This is a genomic window from Cyanobium sp. WAJ14-Wanaka, from assembly GCF_024345375.1.
Taxonomy (GTDB): domain Bacteria; phylum Cyanobacteriota; class Cyanobacteriia; order PCC-6307; family Cyanobiaceae; genus Cyanobium_A.
The window spans coordinates 271,748-289,306 of the sequence record NZ_JAGQAZ010000001.1 but is presented as its reverse complement, the minus strand read 5'-3'; the positions used below and the strand labels follow the sequence as shown (position 1 = coordinate 289,306).

Sequence of the window (17,559 nt, the reverse complement as noted above, 5' to 3'; positions counted from 1 at the left end):
ATCACCTGCAAAAAATATATTCGCGCCGCTAACGCCGGCGGCTGGTCCAATCCTCAAACCAGCCCCGGCGCCAAAGCATGGTGGTCATGATAGTGGCTATGGCACCCATCAACACGAGGGCGATTTGATAGCCGTGGGGCCAGTGCAACTCAGGCATGTTGTCGAAGTTCATGCCATAAATACCGGCTATAAAGGTGAGCGGCGCAAAAATTGAAGAAACGATCGTGAGGGTTTTCATGATCTGGTTCATGCGGTTGCCACTGCTGGCCATGTGGGCCTCGGTAACGGCATCACATTGGTGACGCAGAATTTCGCAGCTATCAAAAATCTGTTCCACGTTCTGGGCCATCTCCTGAAACCCCAGCAGTGCCTCGGGCCCCATGACCGGTTGGTTTTGGCGCAGGAATAGCAGGATCTGATGGCGCAGGGGCCAGAGCTGCTGGCGAATGCGCCGCAGATTGATACGCAATTGGTAGGCACGGTTCAAAACACCCGGCCGCGGATCCCTGAGGGCAGATTCCTCCAGGTCATCAAGGCGGCTAGCCATCTGCTCCAGCATCGGGAAGATGCCATCCAACAAATTGTCGACCAAATAATGGAGCAGATCATCTAGATCATCGGCCGTAGCTGCTGGAGATTTATGGAGCAGCCATTCGGTCAAGGCAGGGAAGGGCTCCTTACTCGGAGCCTCTTCTATGGAGATCAGCATCTTGTGGGTGAGCACCATCCCCACCTGATCACTCACCAAATTGAGGGGATCATGGCCAAAGCGCAGGCGATGCACCACCACCGTGATCACCTCGGCAAAGGAGTCAACCCGTGGAATCTGGGGCACCTCCAGCAGTAGGGGCCTAAATACCTCGGGAATTCCGCAGCAACTCAACACGCTGGAGATTAATTGGGGCTGCCCAAGGCCACCAATGCGAAGCCAAAAGGGATCACCACTTTCAACAAGCTCCTTCAGCTCTTCGATTCTTAAGTTGTTACGAAGGAACACCTGATTCGGCTTTAGCACCACTACAGATAAACTGCAATCAGCCCGACCATCAGCGAGAAATAGGCTATTGGGCATATCGCCCAGCCGATCCGAAAGCCTGCGGGAATCAAGGGAGCCTGGAGTCGGACGCAGCTGGGGCAGAATTGACATGCTGCTAAAATTGGTACTTGATCATAATCAAAGGCCCTAAAAATTATCAAGGCTGTGACGCGAATCCGAAGCTTGTATCCGGGAACACATTTAGGATTTTTATTTTTCTTGGGGCTGACAATCTGCGCGGCCCCAGTGCTCGCCCAGCCCGCACAAATTCTGTTGATGCGCCACGGCCACAAAGGCGAAGACCATGCCAATTACAATCTCTCCCCCACAGGCTTCCAAAGGGCCATGGATCTGGCGGCAGTGCTGCCAGCTTGTTTCGGAAAAGTTGACCATATTCTGACATATTTTCTAAATCAAGACACTGGTAAAAATGCCCGTAGCTATCAAACAGCTGTGCCACTGGCTATTAAAAGTGGGGTCAATATTCGCATTTTCAAGGAGGCGGAGGTCCTAATGAAACAGGCTGGTGAAAAGATCCTAGCTGATCCCTATTATGGTGGTGCCAATTTAATTTTCATTTGGGAGCACCGCCACCTACCAGAACTAGTTGCCGGTTTGGGCTGGCCTACGATGCCCCCAATTGTAGACAACGACTTTAACCGCCTATATCAACTCCGCTACAGTAAAGGCTCAACCAAACCAACGGTGAGAGCATTCGATCAGAGCCTTCTTCTTGAGGGCTCAGAATCCTGTGCAGATCCCAAGATCCTTCAGCGCTAAACACTGTGGCTCGCCCTGCAATTGCCCTTCTACCGATGTTATCGCTGTTGGCCGTGGCCAGCGGGGAACCGCCAGCGGCTTGGGCCCAAGCCGAAGGCCTCCAACTTGATCGCCAGCCCCTCGGCCAGGCCATCGGAAAGCCGCCCGCCCCAGGCAGCCCAGCCGCCAACAACGACCTGGCAATTCTGCTCTGGCTCCAGAAAACCCGCACGCCCGAAATGGAGGCAAATACCTGGCTCACCCTGGAGCGAAATCCATCCGTCTTTAGCCGCACCCTGGGGGTCGACATGGCGCGAAACACCCCCAGGCTCAATGCTGGCTTGATTTCCTTTCTTGTACCTATCGATGCCGTCAAGGACAGCTTTAAGAAGGAACTGGCGCGCCGGCGGCCCTTCGTGCAATTCCCCCAGATAAAACCCTGCCTACCCCTGGAAGGGACCAACTCATACCCCTCGGGCCATGCCACCTGGTTCCGCGCCACCGCAGAACTATTGGCCGATCTATTTCCAAAACGTCAAAGTGAAATCGTGGCCCTGGGGGCACTTGGCGGCTCGAATCGCGTTCTCTGTGGGGTGCATTTCCCGTCAGACGTGGAAGCAGGCCAAAGGTTTGGGGTGGCAGCAGCTCGCCAGATAATCAATTCAGCCCAGTGGCGCAGCTTCAAGGCTAATCCTGAAATCCAGGCCGAATTACAAAAAATCAGCCCGATAAGCGGCCAAACTAAACTCTAAAGCTAGATGGTTTCTAAATCCACTCCGGTGGTCTCGATCCGGTAGATCCAGGTAATTAAGGCACCCACCAAGGAGGTAACTGCCAACAGGGGTAATAGTCTTTCCGTGCCCCAATTGGCCAGCAGGGTGGGAAACAAAAATGCCGTAAGCACCGCCCCAACTTTGCCGATAGCTGCCGCCAGACCCGCCCCCTGGCCCCGCAGCCGAGTGGGGAAAACCTCCCCCGCCAGCAGGTAGGTCTGGGCGTTGGGGCCAAGGTTGGTCATGAACTGGAACAGCATGAAGCCAATCACGATCACCACCAGGTTGCTATGGCCTCCAATATTTCCTAGGGCGGCAATAATCAAGCCGGCTGCGCAGCCCACAAAACCAATTATCTGCAGTCGGATTCGGCCCCAACGGTCAGCCAAGACAATGGCGCAGGCGATGCCCACTAGAAAGCCCACATCCACAAGGGCCGTGCCCCGAGCTCCCAGCAGGTCGTTATGAATTACGGCGGCCACGTTGTTTTCATTTGCCTCAGCACCGAAGGCGGCGGCAATAATCACCGGCGTAAAGATTCCGATCCCATAGGTAGAGATGTCCTGCAGAAACCAGGGCACCGAGGCCAAAATCGTGGCTCGCTGCAGCTTGCCCTGAAATAGCTGGCCCCAATGGCTACTCCGTTTGATATTACCTTCCTTAATTATCAGCACATCCAGCAACTCCACATCGTTGCGGCCCAGCAACTTACGCAGCTGCTTCTCGGCTTTTTTGACGTTGCCCTTGCTAACCAACCAGTGGCTGCTTTCGGGCAGAAATAGGCGGCCCCAGACCACCAACAGCACGGGCACCACCGGGAGCAGATAGAAGAGCCGCCAGGTGCTCAATTCAGGCTTATTGGCCAGGAGCACCGCGGCAATCGCCGTGCCGACAATCGCCCCAAGGGCCTGGAAACTAAAGGCACCCAGCACCAGCCGACCGCGCACCGCGGCGGGGATGCTTTCGGAGATCACCAAGTGGGCTGTGGGGTAATCGGCCCCAAGGGCCAAACCCATCACAAACAAGGCAGCCACCAAACTATTGGTGTCGGGGCTAAGGGCCGCAGCGATCAGGGCTACCGCCAGCAGAACCATTTCGCCGATAAACACTGGCTTTCTGCCGAAGCGATCGGCGAGGCCCCCCAGGGCTAGGGCCCCCACCAGGATCCCGGCCAAGGTGGCCGCCGTAACAAATCCCTTATCGGTAGTAGTCATCCCAAATTGATCGGCGATCAACGGCAGGGCGATGCCGCCCATGAACACGATCAACCCCTCAAAAAACTTGCCCGCAGTGGCCAGCGACCACACAAGCCACTGCATACCGGAAAGTGGCGGTCCGGCCAGTTGGGCCCCTCCCTCCCAGCTGGGGATTTCCTCTATGTAGGCCTGAACGCTGCGCTTAGCCATCAACCGCGGCCCCCCGGCGAGTTAGCCCGGTTAGTTAGCCAGATTAGCCTGCTCGCTTGTTGATCCATTCTCACGATGCCGGCGATACCTACCTGGCCGATCACCTAGCGCTGCCTGCGTCACGGCCATCTCCAGGCTTGAAAGTCACCCAATCGATTTGGTCAATTCGCCCCAGAGCCCTGGCAGGTTGGTTCCCCACCGCCGCAATTACCAGGTCGGGGCGACCCGCCAACACCTCAAGACCCTCGCCAAGGCGCCAGCTTTTTTTGCCCTGGAAAATGGCCCCGTAGATCGGGCGCCCCTCCAGGCTCCTTACCTCGACCCAGCTTGGTTGGGCGGCATACAACACAAGCGAAACCACTTGGGGCCTGCTGGCAATGGTTGCCTCGCTCGAGCTGGGCGTCCGGCCGCGACCAAGAAGCACGGTGCCTCCCCAACCCAGGCCAGCGCCAATGCCGATAAGCAGCACCCAGCTCGCCAGGGTTGAGGACGCCAGGGTTGAGCGGCGACGGCTGCCTGGTTGGCTAAGGCTGACTAGTCGGCGTGGCCGCGGTAAGGAGGGCCCACCAGCTTCCCGATCCCGTTCCCAACTGGCACCTATGCGCCCCTTAGCGGACTGCCTGAGCAGAACATCCATCCACTCAGGCATCAGTACAAACAGCACGGCAAACAGGCCGTAGAGCCTCACAAAAGCCATCGGCACCGGATGGTGATGATCCCGAGGGCTAGTCGGCTCGGGCTTGCCTACTTCTGGCTCCATCGGGTGCAGGGCCTCGGCTTTGCCGAATTCTCCTGGCCTTTGGATGGGCCGCGGGCTTTCCGCGACCATCCTTCACCAACCTTTCCCCTGACTGACTGGCTACAGCCAGTCATCGCAAGACAAGTAAGCCCATGGGTCGCCTGAGATTCGAACTCAGGACCAATCGGTTAAAAGCCGAGTGCTCTACCGCTGAGCTAGCGACCCGCGCCTTTTAGGCACCAAAGGAAGGTATCACCCAGGGGGGGTGTCCTCCAAGGGGCCAATGCGGGTTAGCTGAAATGGGGAAAGAATGGAGCCAGTAGGACTCTTTGTAGATGGCTGCTTTTCCCTGGCCAGATCCCCAGATAGATAGCGCTGCCTGGGTGGCCGCCACGGCGGTTGTGGTTGGTGATGTGCGCCTGGCGGCCGGGGCCAGCCTCTGGCCCACCGCAGTGGCCCGCGGCGATGTCTGCCCGATCACCGTGGGCGAAGGCTCAAACGTGCAAGACGGCGCAGTGCTGCATGGGGATCCAGACCAACCGGTGCTGATCGGCGCGGATGTGACCATCGGCCATCGGGCCGTAATCCATGGCGCAACCCTCGAGGACGGCTGCCTAATTGGCATCGGCGCCATAGTGCTGAACGGCGTCACCGTGGGGGCGGGCGCGCTGGTGGCTGCGGGGTCGGTGGTCACGAAAGATGTGCCGGCCGGCGCCCTGGTGATGGGTGCCCCCGCCCAGGTGAAAAGACAGCTCAGCCCAGAGGCGATTGAGGAGCAGCGTCTGCACGCCCGCAAATATCGCCAGCTGGCCATGGCCCACGCCAGGGCCAGCTGAATTACCAAACACTGCAGGAAATCGGCAGATAAAGCGGAAACAGCAGCTCAGTCATTAGGATCGCCCAATCTTGTTTTTGCCTTCCATGGACGCACGGCTGGTGCTGGTTGCAACTCCGATCCTTCTTGCCGCCAGCTGGGCCGTGTTCCACATCGGCCGGGCAGCCGTAGGTCAACTGCAGCTGATGCTTAAGCGCGCCCGCGCCTGAGCCTGAAACCATTGGCCTGGAAAGGATCTAAGCGGGCCCTCCTGCGCCGTTGCCTGCCTACGTTCCTACGACCTGAGCCGCCGGAGCTCCTGGTGATAGGGGCCGGTCTGGCAGGCACCGAGGCCGCTTGGCAAATTGCCCAGTCCGGCCTGAGGGTGAGGCTGGTGGAGATGCGTCCGGTGCGGCGCTCCCCCGCCCACCACAGCGAAAATTTTGCTGAGCTTGTTTGTAGCAACAGCTTTGGGGCCCTCTCCAGTGACCGGGCCGCAGGCTTACTGCAGGAGGAACTGCGCCGACTTGGCTCCCTGGTAATCGGCACCGCCGACGAACATTCCGTGCCGGCCGGTGGGGCCCTGGCGGTGGATAGGGGTCGCTACAGCGCAGCCCTCACCGCAGCCCTTGAACACCATCCCCTGGTGAGCATCGAACGCCGGGAACAGCTGGGCCTACCGCCTGCCCACCAGATCACCGTGCTCGCCACCGGCCCCCTCACCTCGGAGCCCCTGGCCGAGGATTTAAAGGCTTTCACCGGCCGCGGCGAGTGCCACTTTTTCGATGCCGCCAGCCCCATCGTGGAAGGGGAGAGCATCGACCTGGATCGGGCCTTTCGGGCCAGTCGCTACGACAAGGGGGATGCCGACTACATCAACTGCCCGATGGACAAGGAGCAGTTCCTGGCCTTTCGCGCGGAATTGCTGAATGCCGAGCAGGCCGAACTAAAGGATTTTGAAAAGGGCAACGCCTGCTTTTTTGAGGGCTGCCTTCCCATCGAAGAACTGGCCCGCCGGGGTGAGGACACGATGCGCTATGGGCCCCTCAAACCAATTGGTCTCTGGGATCCCCGCTGGGGGGATGTGAACGACCGGGATGTGCGGCGCACCAAGCGGGCCTATGCGGTGGTGCAGCTGCGCCAGGAGGACAAGGACGGCCAGCTCTGGAACCTGGTGGGTTTCCAGACCAACCTCAAATGGGGTGAACAGAAACGGGTGCTGCGGCTGATCCCGGGCCTGGAAAAGGCCGAATTTGTGCGCTTCGGCGTGATGCACCGCAACACCTTTCTGGAATCCCCCCAACTGCTGGATGCCACCCTGCAATTTCGCCGTCGCAAAAGGCTGTTTGCCGCAGGCCAGATCACCGGCACCGAGGGCTATGCCGCCGCCGTAGCCGGGGGCTGGCTGGCGGGCACCAATGCCGCCCGCCTGGCCCTGGGCCAAAGCCCGATCGAGCTGCCCGCCACCACGATGATCGGCGCCCTTACCCACTTCATCTGCGAGGCCCCCGGCGCCGGCAAGGCCAAGCGGGGTGGCTTCCAGCCAATGCCGCCTAATTTCGGCCTAATGCCTGCGTTGGCGGAGCGGATTCGCGATAAAAGGCGCCGCTATGGGGCCTACCGCGACCGGTCCCTGGCCGACCTAGAGCCCTTCCTCCATTAGGCCTAAACGGGCACCTAGGGTCAGCCCAGCAGGTCCAGATGGTTCCTTGAGCACCGCCAAAAATCTCAACCCCAGCCAAGAATGGGATGTGATCGTGATTGGGGCGGGCGTCGGCGGCCTGGTGACCGCCTCCCAGCTGGCCGCCAAGGGGGCAAAAACATTGGTGCTGGAGCGCTACCTGATCCCCGGGGGCAGTGGCGGCAGTTTCAAGCGCGAGGGCTACACCTTTGATGTGGGCGCCTCGATGATTTTTGGCTTTGGCGAAAAGGGCCACACCAACCTGCTCACCCGGGCCCTGGCGGATGTGGGCCAACACTGCGAAACCATCCCCGATCCGGCCCAGCTCGAATACCACCTGCCCGGTGGCCTGAATGTGGCGGTCGACCGCGACTACCAGAGCTTTGTGGCCAGGCTGTCAGCCCTATTCCCCCACGAGGCCTCGGGCATTCGCGCCTTCTACGACACCTGCTGGCAGGTGTTCAACTGTCTCGATGCGATGCCCCTGCTATCGCTGGAGGATCCGGCCTATCTGGCCAAGGTGTTCTTCCAGGCACCCCTGGCCTGCCTGGGGTTAGCCCGCTGGTTACCGGTGAATGTGGGCGATGTGGCCCGCAGGCACATCAAGGATGAACAGCTCCTGAAGTTCATCGACATGGAGTGCTTCTGCTGGTCGGTGATGCCGGCCGATCTGACGCCAATGATCAATGCGGGGATGGTGTTCTCCGATCGCCATGCCGGTGGCATCAACTACCCCAAGGGGGGGGTCGGGGTAATTGCCGAGAAGCTGGTGGCGGGCCTGGAGAGCCATGGCGGCTCGATTCGCTACAGGGCAAGGGTCACCAAGGTGTTGATCGAAAACGGTGAAGCCGTGGGGGTGCAGTTGGCCGATGGCGAAGAGATTCGCGCCCGCCGCGTGGTGAGCAACGCCACCCGCTGGGACACGTTTGAAACCGAGCAGGAAAGCGCCGACGTGCAGCGCCCCAGAACCTCCGCCCTCGTGGATGCGGCGCACACCCCAAGAGCCGAAACCACCTGGCGCAGGCGCTACAGGCCCTCACCCTCCTTCCTATCGCTACACCTGGGCGTCGATGCGGCGCTGATTCCCGATGGTTGCCACTGCCACCACCTAATCCTCGAGGACTGGGGCCAGATGGAGGCGGAACAGGGGGTGATTTTCGTGTCGATCCCCACCCTGCTCGATCCCGCCCTGGCACCGGAGGGTCGCCACATCGTGCACACCTTCACCCCCAGCGACAACGGCCACTGGCGCAACCTCAGCCCCTCCGCCTACCGGGCCAAGAAAAATGCCGATGCCGCCCGCCTGGTGCAGCGCCTCGAGGCGATCCTGCCCGGACTGGCCGGCGCCATCCGCCACCAAGAGATCGGCACCCCCCGCACCCACCGCCGCTTCCTGGGCCGCATGGGCGGCACCTATGGCCCGATCCCTGCCCTGCGGCTGCCGGGGCTGCTGCCGATGCCCTTCAATAAAACCGGCCTGGCCAATCTCTACAACGTTGGCGACTCCTGCTTCCCGGGCCAGGGCCTCAATGCCGTGGCCTTTAGCGGTTTTGCCTGCGCCCACCGCATCGGCGCCGACCTGGGCCTAAACCCCTGGAAGCTGCCAGCCTGATGGGCACTAGTGGTGGAAACCCGCGGTCGCTTTAAACGGCTTGGGCATCGCCGATGGCAGGCCCTCGAACCACTCCACAGATCGTTCCACGTCCTCCAGCAGTTGGTCGGCCATGTCGCGGCTGAAGCCCGCCCGCACAACAAAACGAAGCACCTCCATTTGCATGCAATCGGCGGGCATCGTGTAAGCAGGCACTAGCCAGCCCCGCTCACGCAGCTTGTCGGAGAGTTGGAAAACATCCCATTTGGTTACGGCGGGATCTACCGCCAGGGCAAACACGGGCAACTGGCCCAGGGGATGGCTCACCAACTTCAGGGGTGCCAGGGCAGCCAGACCATCGGCCAGGTGACAGGCGATCGCCTCGAGGCTGGCCATGCGCCTGGCATAACCCTCCCAGCCCAGGTTTAGAAAATTGAAGTATTGGCCCACAATCTGGGCACCAGGCCGCGAAAAATTCATGCCAATCGTGGGCATTTCACCGCCCAAATAATTGACGTTGAAGCGCAGCTCTTCGGGCAACGCCGAGCCATCACGCCACAGCACCCAACCCACTCCAGGCAAAACTCCGCCGTATTTATGGCCGCTGGAGTTAATCGATTGCACCCTCGGTAGCTGGAAATCCCATCGCAGTTCGGGGGAATTAAAGGGCGCCACAAACCCCCCAGAGGCGGCATCAATGTGCATGAGAATGTCGAGCCCCCGACTGGCCTGGAGATCGTCGAGGGCCCGGTGGATCGCCTCGATCGGTTCATAGCTGCCATCAAAGGTGCTGCCGAGAATGCCCACCACGCCAATGGTGTTCTCGTCGCAGGCAGCCACCGCCTCAGGGGCCCCCAGCTGCAATCGCTGGGGCGTAATTGGCACCTCCCGCGCTTCCACATCGAAATAGGTGCAGAACTTGTGCCAACAGACCTGGGTATTGCTACCCATCACTAAGTTCGGTCGCTCGGTGCTGAGGCCGGCGGCCTGGCGGCGCTGACGCCAGCGCCACTTGAGCACCAGGCCACCAAGCATGCAGCCCTCACTCGAGCCGGTGGTGGAGGTACCTACCGAGTCCGCCGGATTGGGGGCATGCCAAAGATCCGCAAGGATGCGCAGACAACGCTCCTCCAGCTCGGCGGTTTCCGGATATTCGTCCTTGTCGATGATGTTTTTATCGGCGCACTCTTCCATCAGCTGCCGCGCCTGGGGTTCCATCCAGGTACCCACAAAGGTCGCCAGATTCAGCCGGGCATTGCCATCAAGCATCAGGTGGTCGTGGATCACCTCGTAGGCCATGTCGGGGCCCAGACCCTTGCTCCCCAGCCGGTCACGGGGGATTTCAGCAGGGAGCTGGTCGGCCGTCAGGCGGGTGCTGAGGCCGGCGTTTAGCCCCAGAACATCAGAGCGGCGACGCGGGGGCATGGACTGAAGACGAATCCACCATTCAAGGCCAGATCCCTCAACCTGTCTGTGTTGGCATTAACCCAGGTCTTAAACGACACTGGGACCCCGTGGCTCCAGCCGTGACGATCTCTTCAGATGGGCGGCCCCTAGGGCCCTACCGACTGCACACCCTTATCCATCAGGAGCCCCCGGGCCCAGGCGAGGGCCTGCGCCTGGGTATCTGGCAGGGGGAGGGCACGGCGGGCACCGCCCAGGCGGTGGAAGAAAACTTGGTGCGGCTTGAGCAGGTGGCAGCCATTGCGGCCAAACACGGGGTACAGCTGCTGGCCTTTCCGGAGTTGTATCTCAGTGGCTACATAGTTACGCCGGAAATTGCCCGGGCCCTGGCCGAACCCAGTGATGGCCCAAGCCTGCAGCGGGTGGCGGCGGCGGCCCGGCGCCATGGCCTGGCGATGGCAGTTCCCTATCCAGAGCGGGCCCAGGTGGCAGGCGAGGAGCGCTTCTACGACGCCATAGCCCTGTTTGATTCAGCGGGCAACCTGCTGCGCAGTTACCGCAAGACCCATCTCTGGGGGCCCGATGAAAAGCTCTGCTGGAGCTCCGGTTACCTCCATGCCGAGGAGGGCCCAGCCTTCACGGTGCAGCGGGTGAATGACTTCCCCCTGGGCCTACTCAATTGCTACGAGGCCGAATTCCCCGAGCTGAGCCGCAGCCTGGCGATGGAGGGGGCCAAGTTGGTGCTAATTCCCACCGCCGCCGACAGCTTTGCAACCCTCAGCAATGGCGAACACACAGACCGCTCCTACCCGGATGTGTCCAGGAATCTGATCCCGGCCAACGCCTTCCACAACAACTGCTTCGTGGCCTACGCCAACCGCTGCGGTAAAGAGAGCGTTAACGGGAAAGTGATGGCGGGCTACCTCGGCAACAGCGTGGTAGCTGGCCCCCACGGCGATGTGCTGGTGGCGGCCAGGCCCGAACCCACCCTGCTGATCGCCGATTGTTGTCCCGGCGATTACGGACCCACTCACCCGACGGGCACTAGCTACCTGGCCGACCGCCGCCCCGATCTCTACTGATCCTTGCGATGGGGGGGCGCGCCGTTCGGCTTTCCGAGCCTGGACCAGCCACGCCCTTAGTGCAGCTTCCATAGGGTTAATTGAGATTTCTCTGGGCTAGCGGATGGGAGATTCCCAAACCCCAAATTCAGCCGATCTGGCCCGCTACCTGGAGCAGCGGGGCGAATTGGGCAAGCCCTGGATGCTGCAGCTGCTGCGGCTCACCAAAATCAAGGAGGCCAAGGACACGATGGAACCTGGTCAATACATGGCCCTGCTCCAGGAGGCCCACGCCGACCTAATGCGTCTGGGGGAGTTTTGGAGGGGGCGGGAGGCGGAGCTGTTCGGGGGTAAATACCAGCCACCCAACCTGATTGAACCACTGCCCGGCTCCCCCGAAGACCGATGACCCAGGCCATCGGCCCAAGCCGCTATTCGATGGCGGCGGTGATTCGCTTCACCCTCCTGGGCCTCTACCTGGCCCTGGTGGCTCCCCTGCCCCTATTGGCCCCAGCCCCCTGGCGCCTGGCCCTGCTTGGCGCCCTGGTGCTGGGCCTGGCCCTGGTTGTGGCCGCCACCAGCGAGGAGGTGGTGATAGACGCAGGGGGCATTGCCGTGGGCTACCCAAGCTGGTGCAACTGGCTGATTCGGCGCAGCTGGAGCCAAAGCTGGAGCGCCATTACCGGGCTTACGGCCGTGGCCACCAGCCAGGGGGGGCGAGTCTTTTATCTGCGCTGCCTGGATGGATCGGCCTACCTGCTGCCCCAACGCATTGCCAGGTTTGACGAATTCCTAGAGCTGTTCAGCCAGGCCTCGGGCCTGGACAGCAGCGGCATTGGCCGCATCAGCCCACCTTGGACATACCAGCTCCTGGCCTTGCTCAGTGGCTCGATGTTGGTGGGGGAGGCGACCCTGGCCCTAGCCTTTAAAACAGGGAATTGAGCGGCTGCCGCTGGTTACCGCTGGGCCCATCCTCCACACCTGCCGGATCCGCACCGCCCTCGGGCAGGGTTTCGAGGCTAAAGCGATAACCCTGCTGGCGCATTGTTTCGATGCCACCGCCCTCGCCCAGACCAGCCTGCTCCAGCTTGCGGCGCAGGGTAAGCACCTGGGTGTCCACCGAGCGGGGGCCCCCACTAAATGGGGGCCAGGCCATTGTCAGCAGCTCCTGGCGGCTACGCACCACCCCGGGCGGCATCAACAGGGCACAGAGCAGGGCAAATTCCCGGGGGCTGAGCTCGACCGGTTGGTCCCTGAGGGTTACCTGGCGCAGCAACAGGTGCACCTCCAAGGGGCCCACGCATACCCGTTCCTGCAGGCCAGAGCCTTTACGGCGCAGCAGGCTCCTGGAGCGGGCTGCCAATTCCTCAAGGCCGAAGGGCTTGCGCAACACCTCATCCGCCCCCGCATCCAGCAGGCTGACAATCGGTTCAGATCCCGTGCGGGCCGTCAGCACCATCACCTGACAGCGCAGCTGGGCAGCCAGCCGCAGGGCGCCGCTTTCCTCCAGCAATTCGGCGCTGATCAAGAGATCAGGCGATTGGTCACGGCACACATCGAGCGCTTCTTGGGCCGTGGCAACGGCTGCCGCTAAATGGCCGTCCTGCCTCAATCTTTGGGCGAGCACGGTGCGCAAGGTGCCATGGGGATCTACTACCAAAACCCGCAGGGGCTGGCTGGCCGTAGGAGGTTGTTGCGGCGCTAATGAGAGCATCCCTCGAACTTAGCTGTTCTGGTAGGTAGAAACGCGTAGTCGGCGATTCCTTTACAGCTGGCCCAAGGCCCCAAAAGCCAAATCCCTTAGCAAGCTCGCAGGGGCTGGCGCCGAGGTTCAGAATGGGAGGAGGGTTACTTGGCCCATGAACGCGCTCCTACAACCAGAAGCCATCCGCCATTTTCAGTCGCTTTGCGATGCCTGCCAGGAAATGGCGCATCGCTACCAAAGCCCTGTCGAAATGAGGCTCTATGCCGACGGCTACCTGCACGCCCTCCGGCACACCTCAATCCTCGATCCCCTCCAGCAGCGCAGGCTTGAGGAAATCATGGACCGTTGGATCCGTGACCCCTCCAGCTTTGTGGGGCCCAATGGTGACCCCAGCACCTTGTACGAACTGGGGCGCTAACTGCTCTACTAGCTAACTGGCTAGGGCCACTTCCATTTTTTCGCGCAGCTCGCCGGAGTTGTACATCTCGATCAGGATGTCTGATCCGCCGATGAATTCTCCTTTGACATAAACCTGGGGGATGGTGGGCCACTCGGAATACTCCTTGATGCCCTGGCGAATTTCGCCATCAGAAAGCACGTCGAAAGTTTCAAAGGCCACCCCAAGGGAGTGCAGGATCTGCACCACATTGTTGGAGAAGCCGCACTGGGGCATCAATTTATTGCCCTTCATGAATACGAAAACCGGGCTACTTGCCACGAGTTCGTCGATGCGTTGCTTGGTGGTTGCGTCCATGACTCAAGAAGGAACGGAAGTTTGCAGGGCTAGGGCATGGATCGCCTCACTGGCCAACTCCTGGCGCAGGGCGCCATAGACGAGTTGGTGTTGCTTGATCCGGTTCAAACCAGTGAAGGCAACAGAGGTCACCTTTACCTGGAGATGGTCACCACCGCCGGTGAGGTCTTCTACCTCCACCTGGGCGTCGGGTAGGGAGAGGGCGATCGCCGCCTTGATCGCGTCGGGTTGAACCATGGACTACTTACCTGCGGCTGGCACCGCATCTAGCACCTGGCCAGCGGTGTAAGGGGTGGAGGCAAAACCAAGCTCCACCAGGCTCTGATAGGCCTTGCGGCCCTCTGGGCTGGCCGGGGTCATCACCTTGACCACCTCAACCAACAGGGGCACGGCCACTTCGGACTGGTTCTGGCGGCGGAAAACCGCCGCCAGGCGCAGGTTTGCCTGGGCGAGGGTTTCGAGGGCTTCGCGACCCTTTTGGTCCATTTCCCGGGGAATCCGGGCATCCAGGCCCCGGAAGGAACCGCTCAAATCGCGGTAAAAACCCAGCAGCTTGCGGGTGTAATCCCGGGCCAGGTCGTATTGCCTGCGGGCTTCTGTCAGGTTGCCGCTGGCCGCAGCCTGGTCGCCCTTGTTCAATACCCCTTGCACCGCCGCAATGGTGAGGGCGTTGTCCACCGGTTGGGGCTGTTGGGCCCGGGCCGCCTGCAGCCCCATCGCGGGGATTACGGCTGGAGTCAAGAGGGCCGCCAGGCTCAAGGCAGCACCGCAAAAGACTCGGGTGGTCCTAAGCACGAAAGATCAAACAAGTTTGGCCAACTCTACGGGCCCCGGCCAAATCGCCAAACCAGGGATCAGGCAGCGAAATCAATGGCCCCGCGGGCCTGGTGCTCCTGCTCCCCCATCGCCGCGGCCAATTGGCCAGTTAGGGCCTGGGCAGCCTCCCGCCCTTGGCCCCTGATCCAAAGGGGTTGACCCAGGGCCACGGCGGTGCGATCGCGGAAGCGGGGGCGGTGGTGGGAATAGGCGATGCCTACGGGCAGCACCGGCACATCCACGCCCTGGCTGGCGGCAAGCATCGCCAGGCGGGCCAGGCCCTGGTGGAGACGAATCGGGCCGTCGTCGCTGCGGATCCCCCCTTCCGGAAAAACCACCAACTGGTTGCCGCTCTTCAACAGATCAACGGCGTAGCGCAGGCTGGCCAACGAAGGCCGGCCCTGGTTCACCGGAAAGCAGCCCAGGCGCTGCAGGAACCATCCCTGCAGGCCCCGCATCTCATTAACGGTGACCATGAAATGGCTATCGCGCCCGCTGAAACGGCGACCCACCGCCTGGGGCATCAACAGGGCATCCCAGCGGGAGCGGTGGGTGGGTGCCAGCAGCACGGGGCCCCGGGTCGGCAGGTGTTGCCTACCGAGAATTTGGATGTCCTGGAAATAAAAGGGCAGGGCCAGGTCCTGGGTAAACACCGTGGCCAATGGAGCCAACCATGGGTTGATGCCATTGCAGAGCTGGCTTTCGCGTTTGAGTGCCGATTGGGCTCCCGTCGCCACCACCAGATTGCTTGCAAGTATTGGGGCCAACGCTAGGGGTGCTGCCGGTAGTTCCCCCAAGACTGCGGGCAGTTGGGCTTGCGGCCCCTGCCCTGCCCTGCCGGGGCTTTTGAATGGGAGCAACCTTTAGTTGCCCATGGCCAGCCTCGGCGTAAACATTGACCACATCGCCAACGTGCGTCAGGCCCGCCGCGGCATGGAGCCCGATCCGGTCAGCTACGCCCTGTTGGCGGAGTTGGGCGGAGCCGATGGCATCACCGTGCATCTACGGGAAGACCGGCGCCACATCCAGGACCGCGATGTGAAGCTGCTGCGCTCGCTGGTCAGGACCAGGCTCAATCTTGAAATGGCAGCGACTGAGGAGATGGCGGCGATCGCCCTCGAGATCAGGCCAGACATGGTCACCCTGGTGCCGGAGAAGCGGCAGGAGGTGACCACCGAAGGCGGCCTCGATGTGGCCGGCCAAAGGGATGCCCTCCAATCGCTGGTGGAACGACTCCAGGCCGCCCAGATTGGGGTGAGCATGTTTGTGGATGCAGATCCCCTCCAGCTGGAGGCCTGCCGAGCCACGGGAGCCCGCTGGGTTGAACTGCACACTGGCTCCTACGCCGAGGCCAGCTGGGCCCAGCAGCCGCGGGAGCTAGCCAGGCTCTGCGAGGCCAGCTTCATGGCCCGCAGCCTGGGCCTGAGGGTCAACGCCGGCCATGGCCTCACCTACCAAAACGTGGAGCCGATTGCCGCCATCGAGGGAATCGAAGAGCTAAATATCGGCCACACGATCGTGGCCCGCGCCCTGGCCGTTGGCCTGGAGCAGGCGGTGCGCCAAATGAAGGCCTTGGTCCAGAATCCGCGCACCGAACACCTGTTTGGCAGCGCTACGCCATGAGCACTTACTACTTCGTTGCCGCCAGCGAGATTTTCCTCACCGAGGAAGAACCGCTCGAAGAGGTGTTGCGCGAACGGGTTCGCAACTATTCAGAACAGAACAAGCAAATTGATTTCTGGCTGGTTAGGCGGCCCGCCTTCCTCGACGCCCCAGAGCTTGAGCCGATCGCCAGCGCCGTGCCCAGACCCTCTGCGGCCGTGATCTCCAGCGACCAGAAATTCATCACTTTTTTAAAGCTGCGGCTGGAATTCGTGGCCTATGGCCAGTTCGAAGCCCCCAGCGCCAGCATCCCCAACGCCCTGGCCGGGGCCTCAGAACAGCCCTAAAAATTTCTTGCCGGTTTTAGGCCTGTCCTGCTGGTAAAGCGGTTTGTCATCACCGATGGTGAACACTGCCTCCTTGTTTTTCCACCAGACCCAATCGCGAATCGGGGGTGTGGCGGCCAACTGCTCCCGGGTCAGACCCAGGCCCAATTTTGCCGAAGCCTGCAGCAACACATCGAGCATTTGCTCGCCGTTGGAGCAGTTGGCCAGGGCCTCATTGGTGCGCTTAGCCCCATTGAGGGCACCCACCAGGGCCCGGACCCTCTGGCCCACGGAGAGGGATTTCGGATCTACTGACGGGGCAGGGGAATCGATGGCTCGCGGGCAACTTGGGGGCGACCGTACCAGCGATTCCTGACCCGGGGGGCTGACAAGGCATCGGTTGGGGGGCCAGACTGCTTGCAACGCGAAGGACTGATGACGTCCCCAAACCGTTCCTGCCGCCATTGGGTGATCGGGGACGTCCACGGCTGCGCAGAACCCCTGGCGGAGTTGGTCCGCCTACTGCCAAGCCAAGACCGGCTCGTGCTCTGCGGTGATGTGATCAACCGTGGCCCGGAAATCCAGCGCACCATGGAACTGGCCTGGTCGCTGGTGGAGAGCGGTAGGGCCATCTGGTTGAAGGGCAACCATGAGGCCGACCTGGTCAGGGCCCTGGGCAGCAACGCCCCCTGGCAGGCCCACCAGGCCCTGGCCGGCTCCGACACCTACCGCCAGCTGGGGGATACCTACAGCCGATTGTGGGGAGAGCGGCTGGCAAATCTGCCCGTGACCTACGGCCAGGAGGGCTGGGTGGCAACCCACGCCGGCTTCGACCCCCAAACCTGGTTGCCTGACCTAAACGTGCGCATGCCGTTTTGGCAGGCCTATGACGGCCGCTTTGGCGAAGTAATCATTGGCCACACCCCCGGGCCCCATGTGCGGCGGCTGGGCGATGAGGGGCCAACCCAGATCGTGATGGTGGACACGGGTGCCTGCTACGGCGGCGAACTGACGGCCTATTGCCCCGAGACCAGGGCGATTCGCCAGGTGTCAGCGCGGCCAGCCACCAGCCTCCGCTGCCTGGTCTAGCGA

General features: G+C 61.6%; 23 protein-coding genes and 1 tRNA gene. 13 read left to right on the top strand and 11 right to left on the bottom strand.

Going from position 1 to position 17,559, the window contains the following annotated elements:
• Nucleotides 1–28: 28 nt before the first annotated feature.
• Nucleotides 29–997 (bottom strand): magnesium and cobalt transport protein CorA, encoded by a 969-nt coding sequence (locus KBY49_RS01660; protein WP_254933035.1) that lies wholly within the window; start codon nt 995–997, stop codon nt 29–31.
• Between the two features lie 285 nt (nt 998–1,282).
• On the opposite strand from KBY49_RS01660, the gene KBY49_RS01655 reads away from it, so the two are divergent.
• Both KBY49_RS01655 and KBY49_RS01650 read left to right on the top strand, forming a co-directional pair.
• Nucleotides 1,283–1,816: a hypothetical protein gene (locus KBY49_RS01655; protein WP_254933034.1), complete on the top strand. Its 534-nt coding sequence runs from the start codon at nt 1,283–1,285 to the stop codon at nt 1,814–1,816.
• Between the two features lie 35 nt (nt 1,817–1,851).
• Nucleotides 1,852–2,547, top strand: a complete 696-nt coding sequence (locus tag KBY49_RS01650; RefSeq protein ID WP_254933033.1) for a phosphatase PAP2 family protein — start codon at nt 1,852–1,854, stop codon at nt 2,545–2,547.
• Between the two features lie 2 nt (nt 2,548–2,549).
• On the opposite strand, the gene KBY49_RS01645 is transcribed toward KBY49_RS01650, so the two are convergent.
• The 3 genes from KBY49_RS01645 to KBY49_RS01635 form a co-directional block, all read right to left on the bottom strand.
• The gene (locus KBY49_RS01645; RefSeq protein ID WP_254933032.1) at nt 2,550–3,974 is read right to left on the bottom strand and encodes an MFS transporter; all 1,425 of its coding nucleotides are present in this window, start codon (nt 3,972–3,974) and stop codon (nt 2,550–2,552) included.
• A 100-nt stretch (nt 3,975–4,074) separates the two neighbouring features.
• The gene (locus KBY49_RS01640) at nt 4,075–4,803 is read right to left on the bottom strand and encodes a DUF4115 domain-containing protein (protein ID WP_254933031.1); all 729 of its coding nucleotides are present in this window, start codon (nt 4,801–4,803) and stop codon (nt 4,075–4,077) included.
• 63 nt (nt 4,804–4,866) lie between these two features.
• Nucleotides 4,867–4,938 (bottom strand) — tRNA-Lys (locus KBY49_RS01635).
• 110 nt (nt 4,939–5,048) lie between these two features.
• Here KBY49_RS01635 and KBY49_RS01630 point away from each other — a divergent pair.
• The 4 genes from KBY49_RS01630 to crtH all read left to right on the top strand — a co-directional run bounded on the left by KBY49_RS01630 (nt 5,049) and on the right by crtH (nt 8,820).
• Nucleotides 5,049–5,549, top strand: a complete 501-nt coding sequence (locus KBY49_RS01630; RefSeq protein ID WP_254933030.1) for a gamma carbonic anhydrase family protein — start codon at nt 5,049–5,051, stop codon at nt 5,547–5,549.
• 85 nt (nt 5,550–5,634) lie between these two features.
• Nucleotides 5,635–5,757: a photosystem II protein Y gene (locus KBY49_RS01625; RefSeq protein ID WP_254933029.1), complete on the top strand. Its 123-nt coding sequence runs from the start codon at nt 5,635–5,637 to the stop codon at nt 5,755–5,757.
• 89 nt (nt 5,758–5,846) lie between these two features.
• Complete coding sequence (gene trmFO / locus KBY49_RS01620) at nt 5,847–7,190, top strand: FADH(2)-oxidizing methylenetetrahydrofolate--tRNA-(uracil(54)-C(5))-methyltransferase TrmFO (RefSeq protein ID WP_261346257.1); 1,344 nt, start codon at nt 5,847–5,849, stop codon at nt 7,188–7,190.
• Nucleotides 7,191–7,236: 46 nt separating this feature from the next.
• A complete protein-coding gene (gene crtH / locus KBY49_RS01615) occupies nt 7,237–8,820 on the top strand; it encodes a carotenoid isomerase (protein ID WP_254933027.1) in 1,584 nt (527 codons plus the stop codon).
• A 6-nt stretch (nt 8,821–8,826) separates the two neighbouring features.
• On the opposite strand, the gene KBY49_RS01610 is transcribed toward crtH, so the two are convergent.
• Nucleotides 8,827–10,224 carry a glutamate decarboxylase gene (locus KBY49_RS01610; RefSeq protein ID WP_254933026.1) on the bottom strand — a complete coding sequence of 466 codons (1,398 nt, stop codon included), beginning with the start codon at nt 10,222–10,224 and terminating at the stop codon, nt 8,827–8,829.
• Between the two features lie 101 nt (nt 10,225–10,325).
• Here KBY49_RS01610 and KBY49_RS01605 point away from each other — a divergent pair, with 101 nt between their 5' ends.
• The 3 genes from KBY49_RS01605 (at nt 10,326) to KBY49_RS01595 (ending at nt 12,206) form a co-directional block, all read left to right on the top strand.
• Nucleotides 10,326–11,285 carry a carbon-nitrogen hydrolase family protein gene (locus KBY49_RS01605; protein ID WP_254933025.1) on the top strand — a complete coding sequence of 320 codons (960 nt, stop codon included), beginning with the start codon at nt 10,326–10,328 and terminating at the stop codon, nt 11,283–11,285.
• Between the two features lie 103 nt (nt 11,286–11,388).
• The gene (locus tag KBY49_RS01600) at nt 11,389–11,673 is read left to right on the top strand and encodes a hypothetical protein (RefSeq protein ID WP_254933024.1); all 285 of its coding nucleotides are present in this window, start codon (nt 11,389–11,391) and stop codon (nt 11,671–11,673) included.
• On the top strand, nt 11,670–12,206 hold the full coding sequence (locus KBY49_RS01595) for a hypothetical protein (protein WP_254933023.1): 537 nt from the start codon (nt 11,670–11,672) through the stop codon (nt 12,204–12,206). The genes KBY49_RS01600 and KBY49_RS01595 overlap by 4 nt, the downstream gene beginning before the upstream one ends.
• Here the strand turns inward: KBY49_RS01595 and KBY49_RS01590 are convergent.
• Nucleotides 12,190–12,978, bottom strand: coding sequence for a response regulator transcription factor (locus KBY49_RS01590; protein WP_254933022.1), 789 nt, complete (start codon nt 12,976–12,978; stop codon nt 12,190–12,192). The two genes, KBY49_RS01595 and KBY49_RS01590, sit on opposite strands and share 17 nt — an antisense overlap.
• Nucleotides 12,979–13,123: 145 nt before the next feature.
• Here KBY49_RS01590 and KBY49_RS01585 point away from each other — a divergent pair, with 145 nt between their 5' ends.
• Entirely contained in the window at nt 13,124–13,387 is a 264-nt protein-coding gene (locus KBY49_RS01585) for a DUF6761 family protein (RefSeq protein WP_254933021.1), read from the top strand.
• 12 nt (nt 13,388–13,399) lie between these two features.
• Here the strand turns inward: KBY49_RS01585 and grxD are convergent, their stop codons facing one another.
• The 4 genes from grxD to KBY49_RS01565 all read right to left on the bottom strand — a co-directional run bounded on the left by grxD (nt 13,400) and on the right by KBY49_RS01565 (nt 15,306).
• Nucleotides 13,400–13,723, bottom strand: coding sequence for a Grx4 family monothiol glutaredoxin (gene grxD, locus KBY49_RS01580; protein WP_254933020.1), 324 nt, complete (start codon nt 13,721–13,723; stop codon nt 13,400–13,402).
• A 3-nt stretch (nt 13,724–13,726) separates the two neighbouring features.
• On the bottom strand, nt 13,727–13,960 hold the full coding sequence (locus KBY49_RS01575) for a BolA/IbaG family iron-sulfur metabolism protein (RefSeq protein ID WP_254933019.1): 234 nt from the start codon (nt 13,958–13,960) through the stop codon (nt 13,727–13,729).
• Between the two features lie 3 nt (nt 13,961–13,963).
• The gene (locus KBY49_RS01570; RefSeq protein ID WP_254933974.1) at nt 13,964–14,440 is read right to left on the bottom strand and encodes a hypothetical protein; all 477 of its coding nucleotides are present in this window, start codon (nt 14,438–14,440) and stop codon (nt 13,964–13,966) included.
• A gap of 137 nt (nt 14,441–14,577) precedes the next feature.
• Nucleotides 14,578–15,306, bottom strand: coding sequence for a 1-acyl-sn-glycerol-3-phosphate acyltransferase (locus KBY49_RS01565; protein WP_254933018.1), 729 nt, complete (start codon nt 15,304–15,306; stop codon nt 14,578–14,580).
• A gap of 106 nt (nt 15,307–15,412) precedes the next feature.
• Here KBY49_RS01565 and KBY49_RS01560 point away from each other — a divergent pair, with 106 nt between their 5' ends.
• Together KBY49_RS01560 and KBY49_RS01555 are read left to right on the top strand one after the other, a co-directional pair.
• Complete coding sequence (locus KBY49_RS01560; RefSeq protein ID WP_254933017.1) at nt 15,413–16,162, top strand: pyridoxine 5'-phosphate synthase; 750 nt, start codon at nt 15,413–15,415, stop codon at nt 16,160–16,162.
• Nucleotides 16,159–16,488 carry an MgPME-cyclase complex family protein gene (locus tag KBY49_RS01555; protein WP_254933016.1) on the top strand — a complete coding sequence of 110 codons (330 nt, stop codon included), beginning with the start codon at nt 16,159–16,161 and terminating at the stop codon, nt 16,486–16,488. The genes KBY49_RS01560 and KBY49_RS01555 overlap by 4 nt, the downstream gene beginning before the upstream one ends.
• On the opposite strand, the gene KBY49_RS01550 is transcribed toward KBY49_RS01555, so the two are convergent.
• Entirely contained in the window at nt 16,474–16,758 is a 285-nt protein-coding gene (locus KBY49_RS01550) for a hypothetical protein (protein WP_254933015.1), read from the bottom strand. The two genes, KBY49_RS01555 and KBY49_RS01550, sit on opposite strands and share 15 nt — an antisense overlap.
• A gap of 144 nt (nt 16,759–16,902) precedes the next feature.
• On the opposite strand from KBY49_RS01550, the gene KBY49_RS01545 reads away from it, so the two are divergent.
• Nucleotides 16,903–17,556, top strand: coding sequence for a metallophosphoesterase (locus KBY49_RS01545; RefSeq protein ID WP_254933014.1), 654 nt, complete (start codon nt 16,903–16,905; stop codon nt 17,554–17,556).
• The last annotated feature ends 3 nt before the right edge of the window (nt 17,557–17,559 follow it).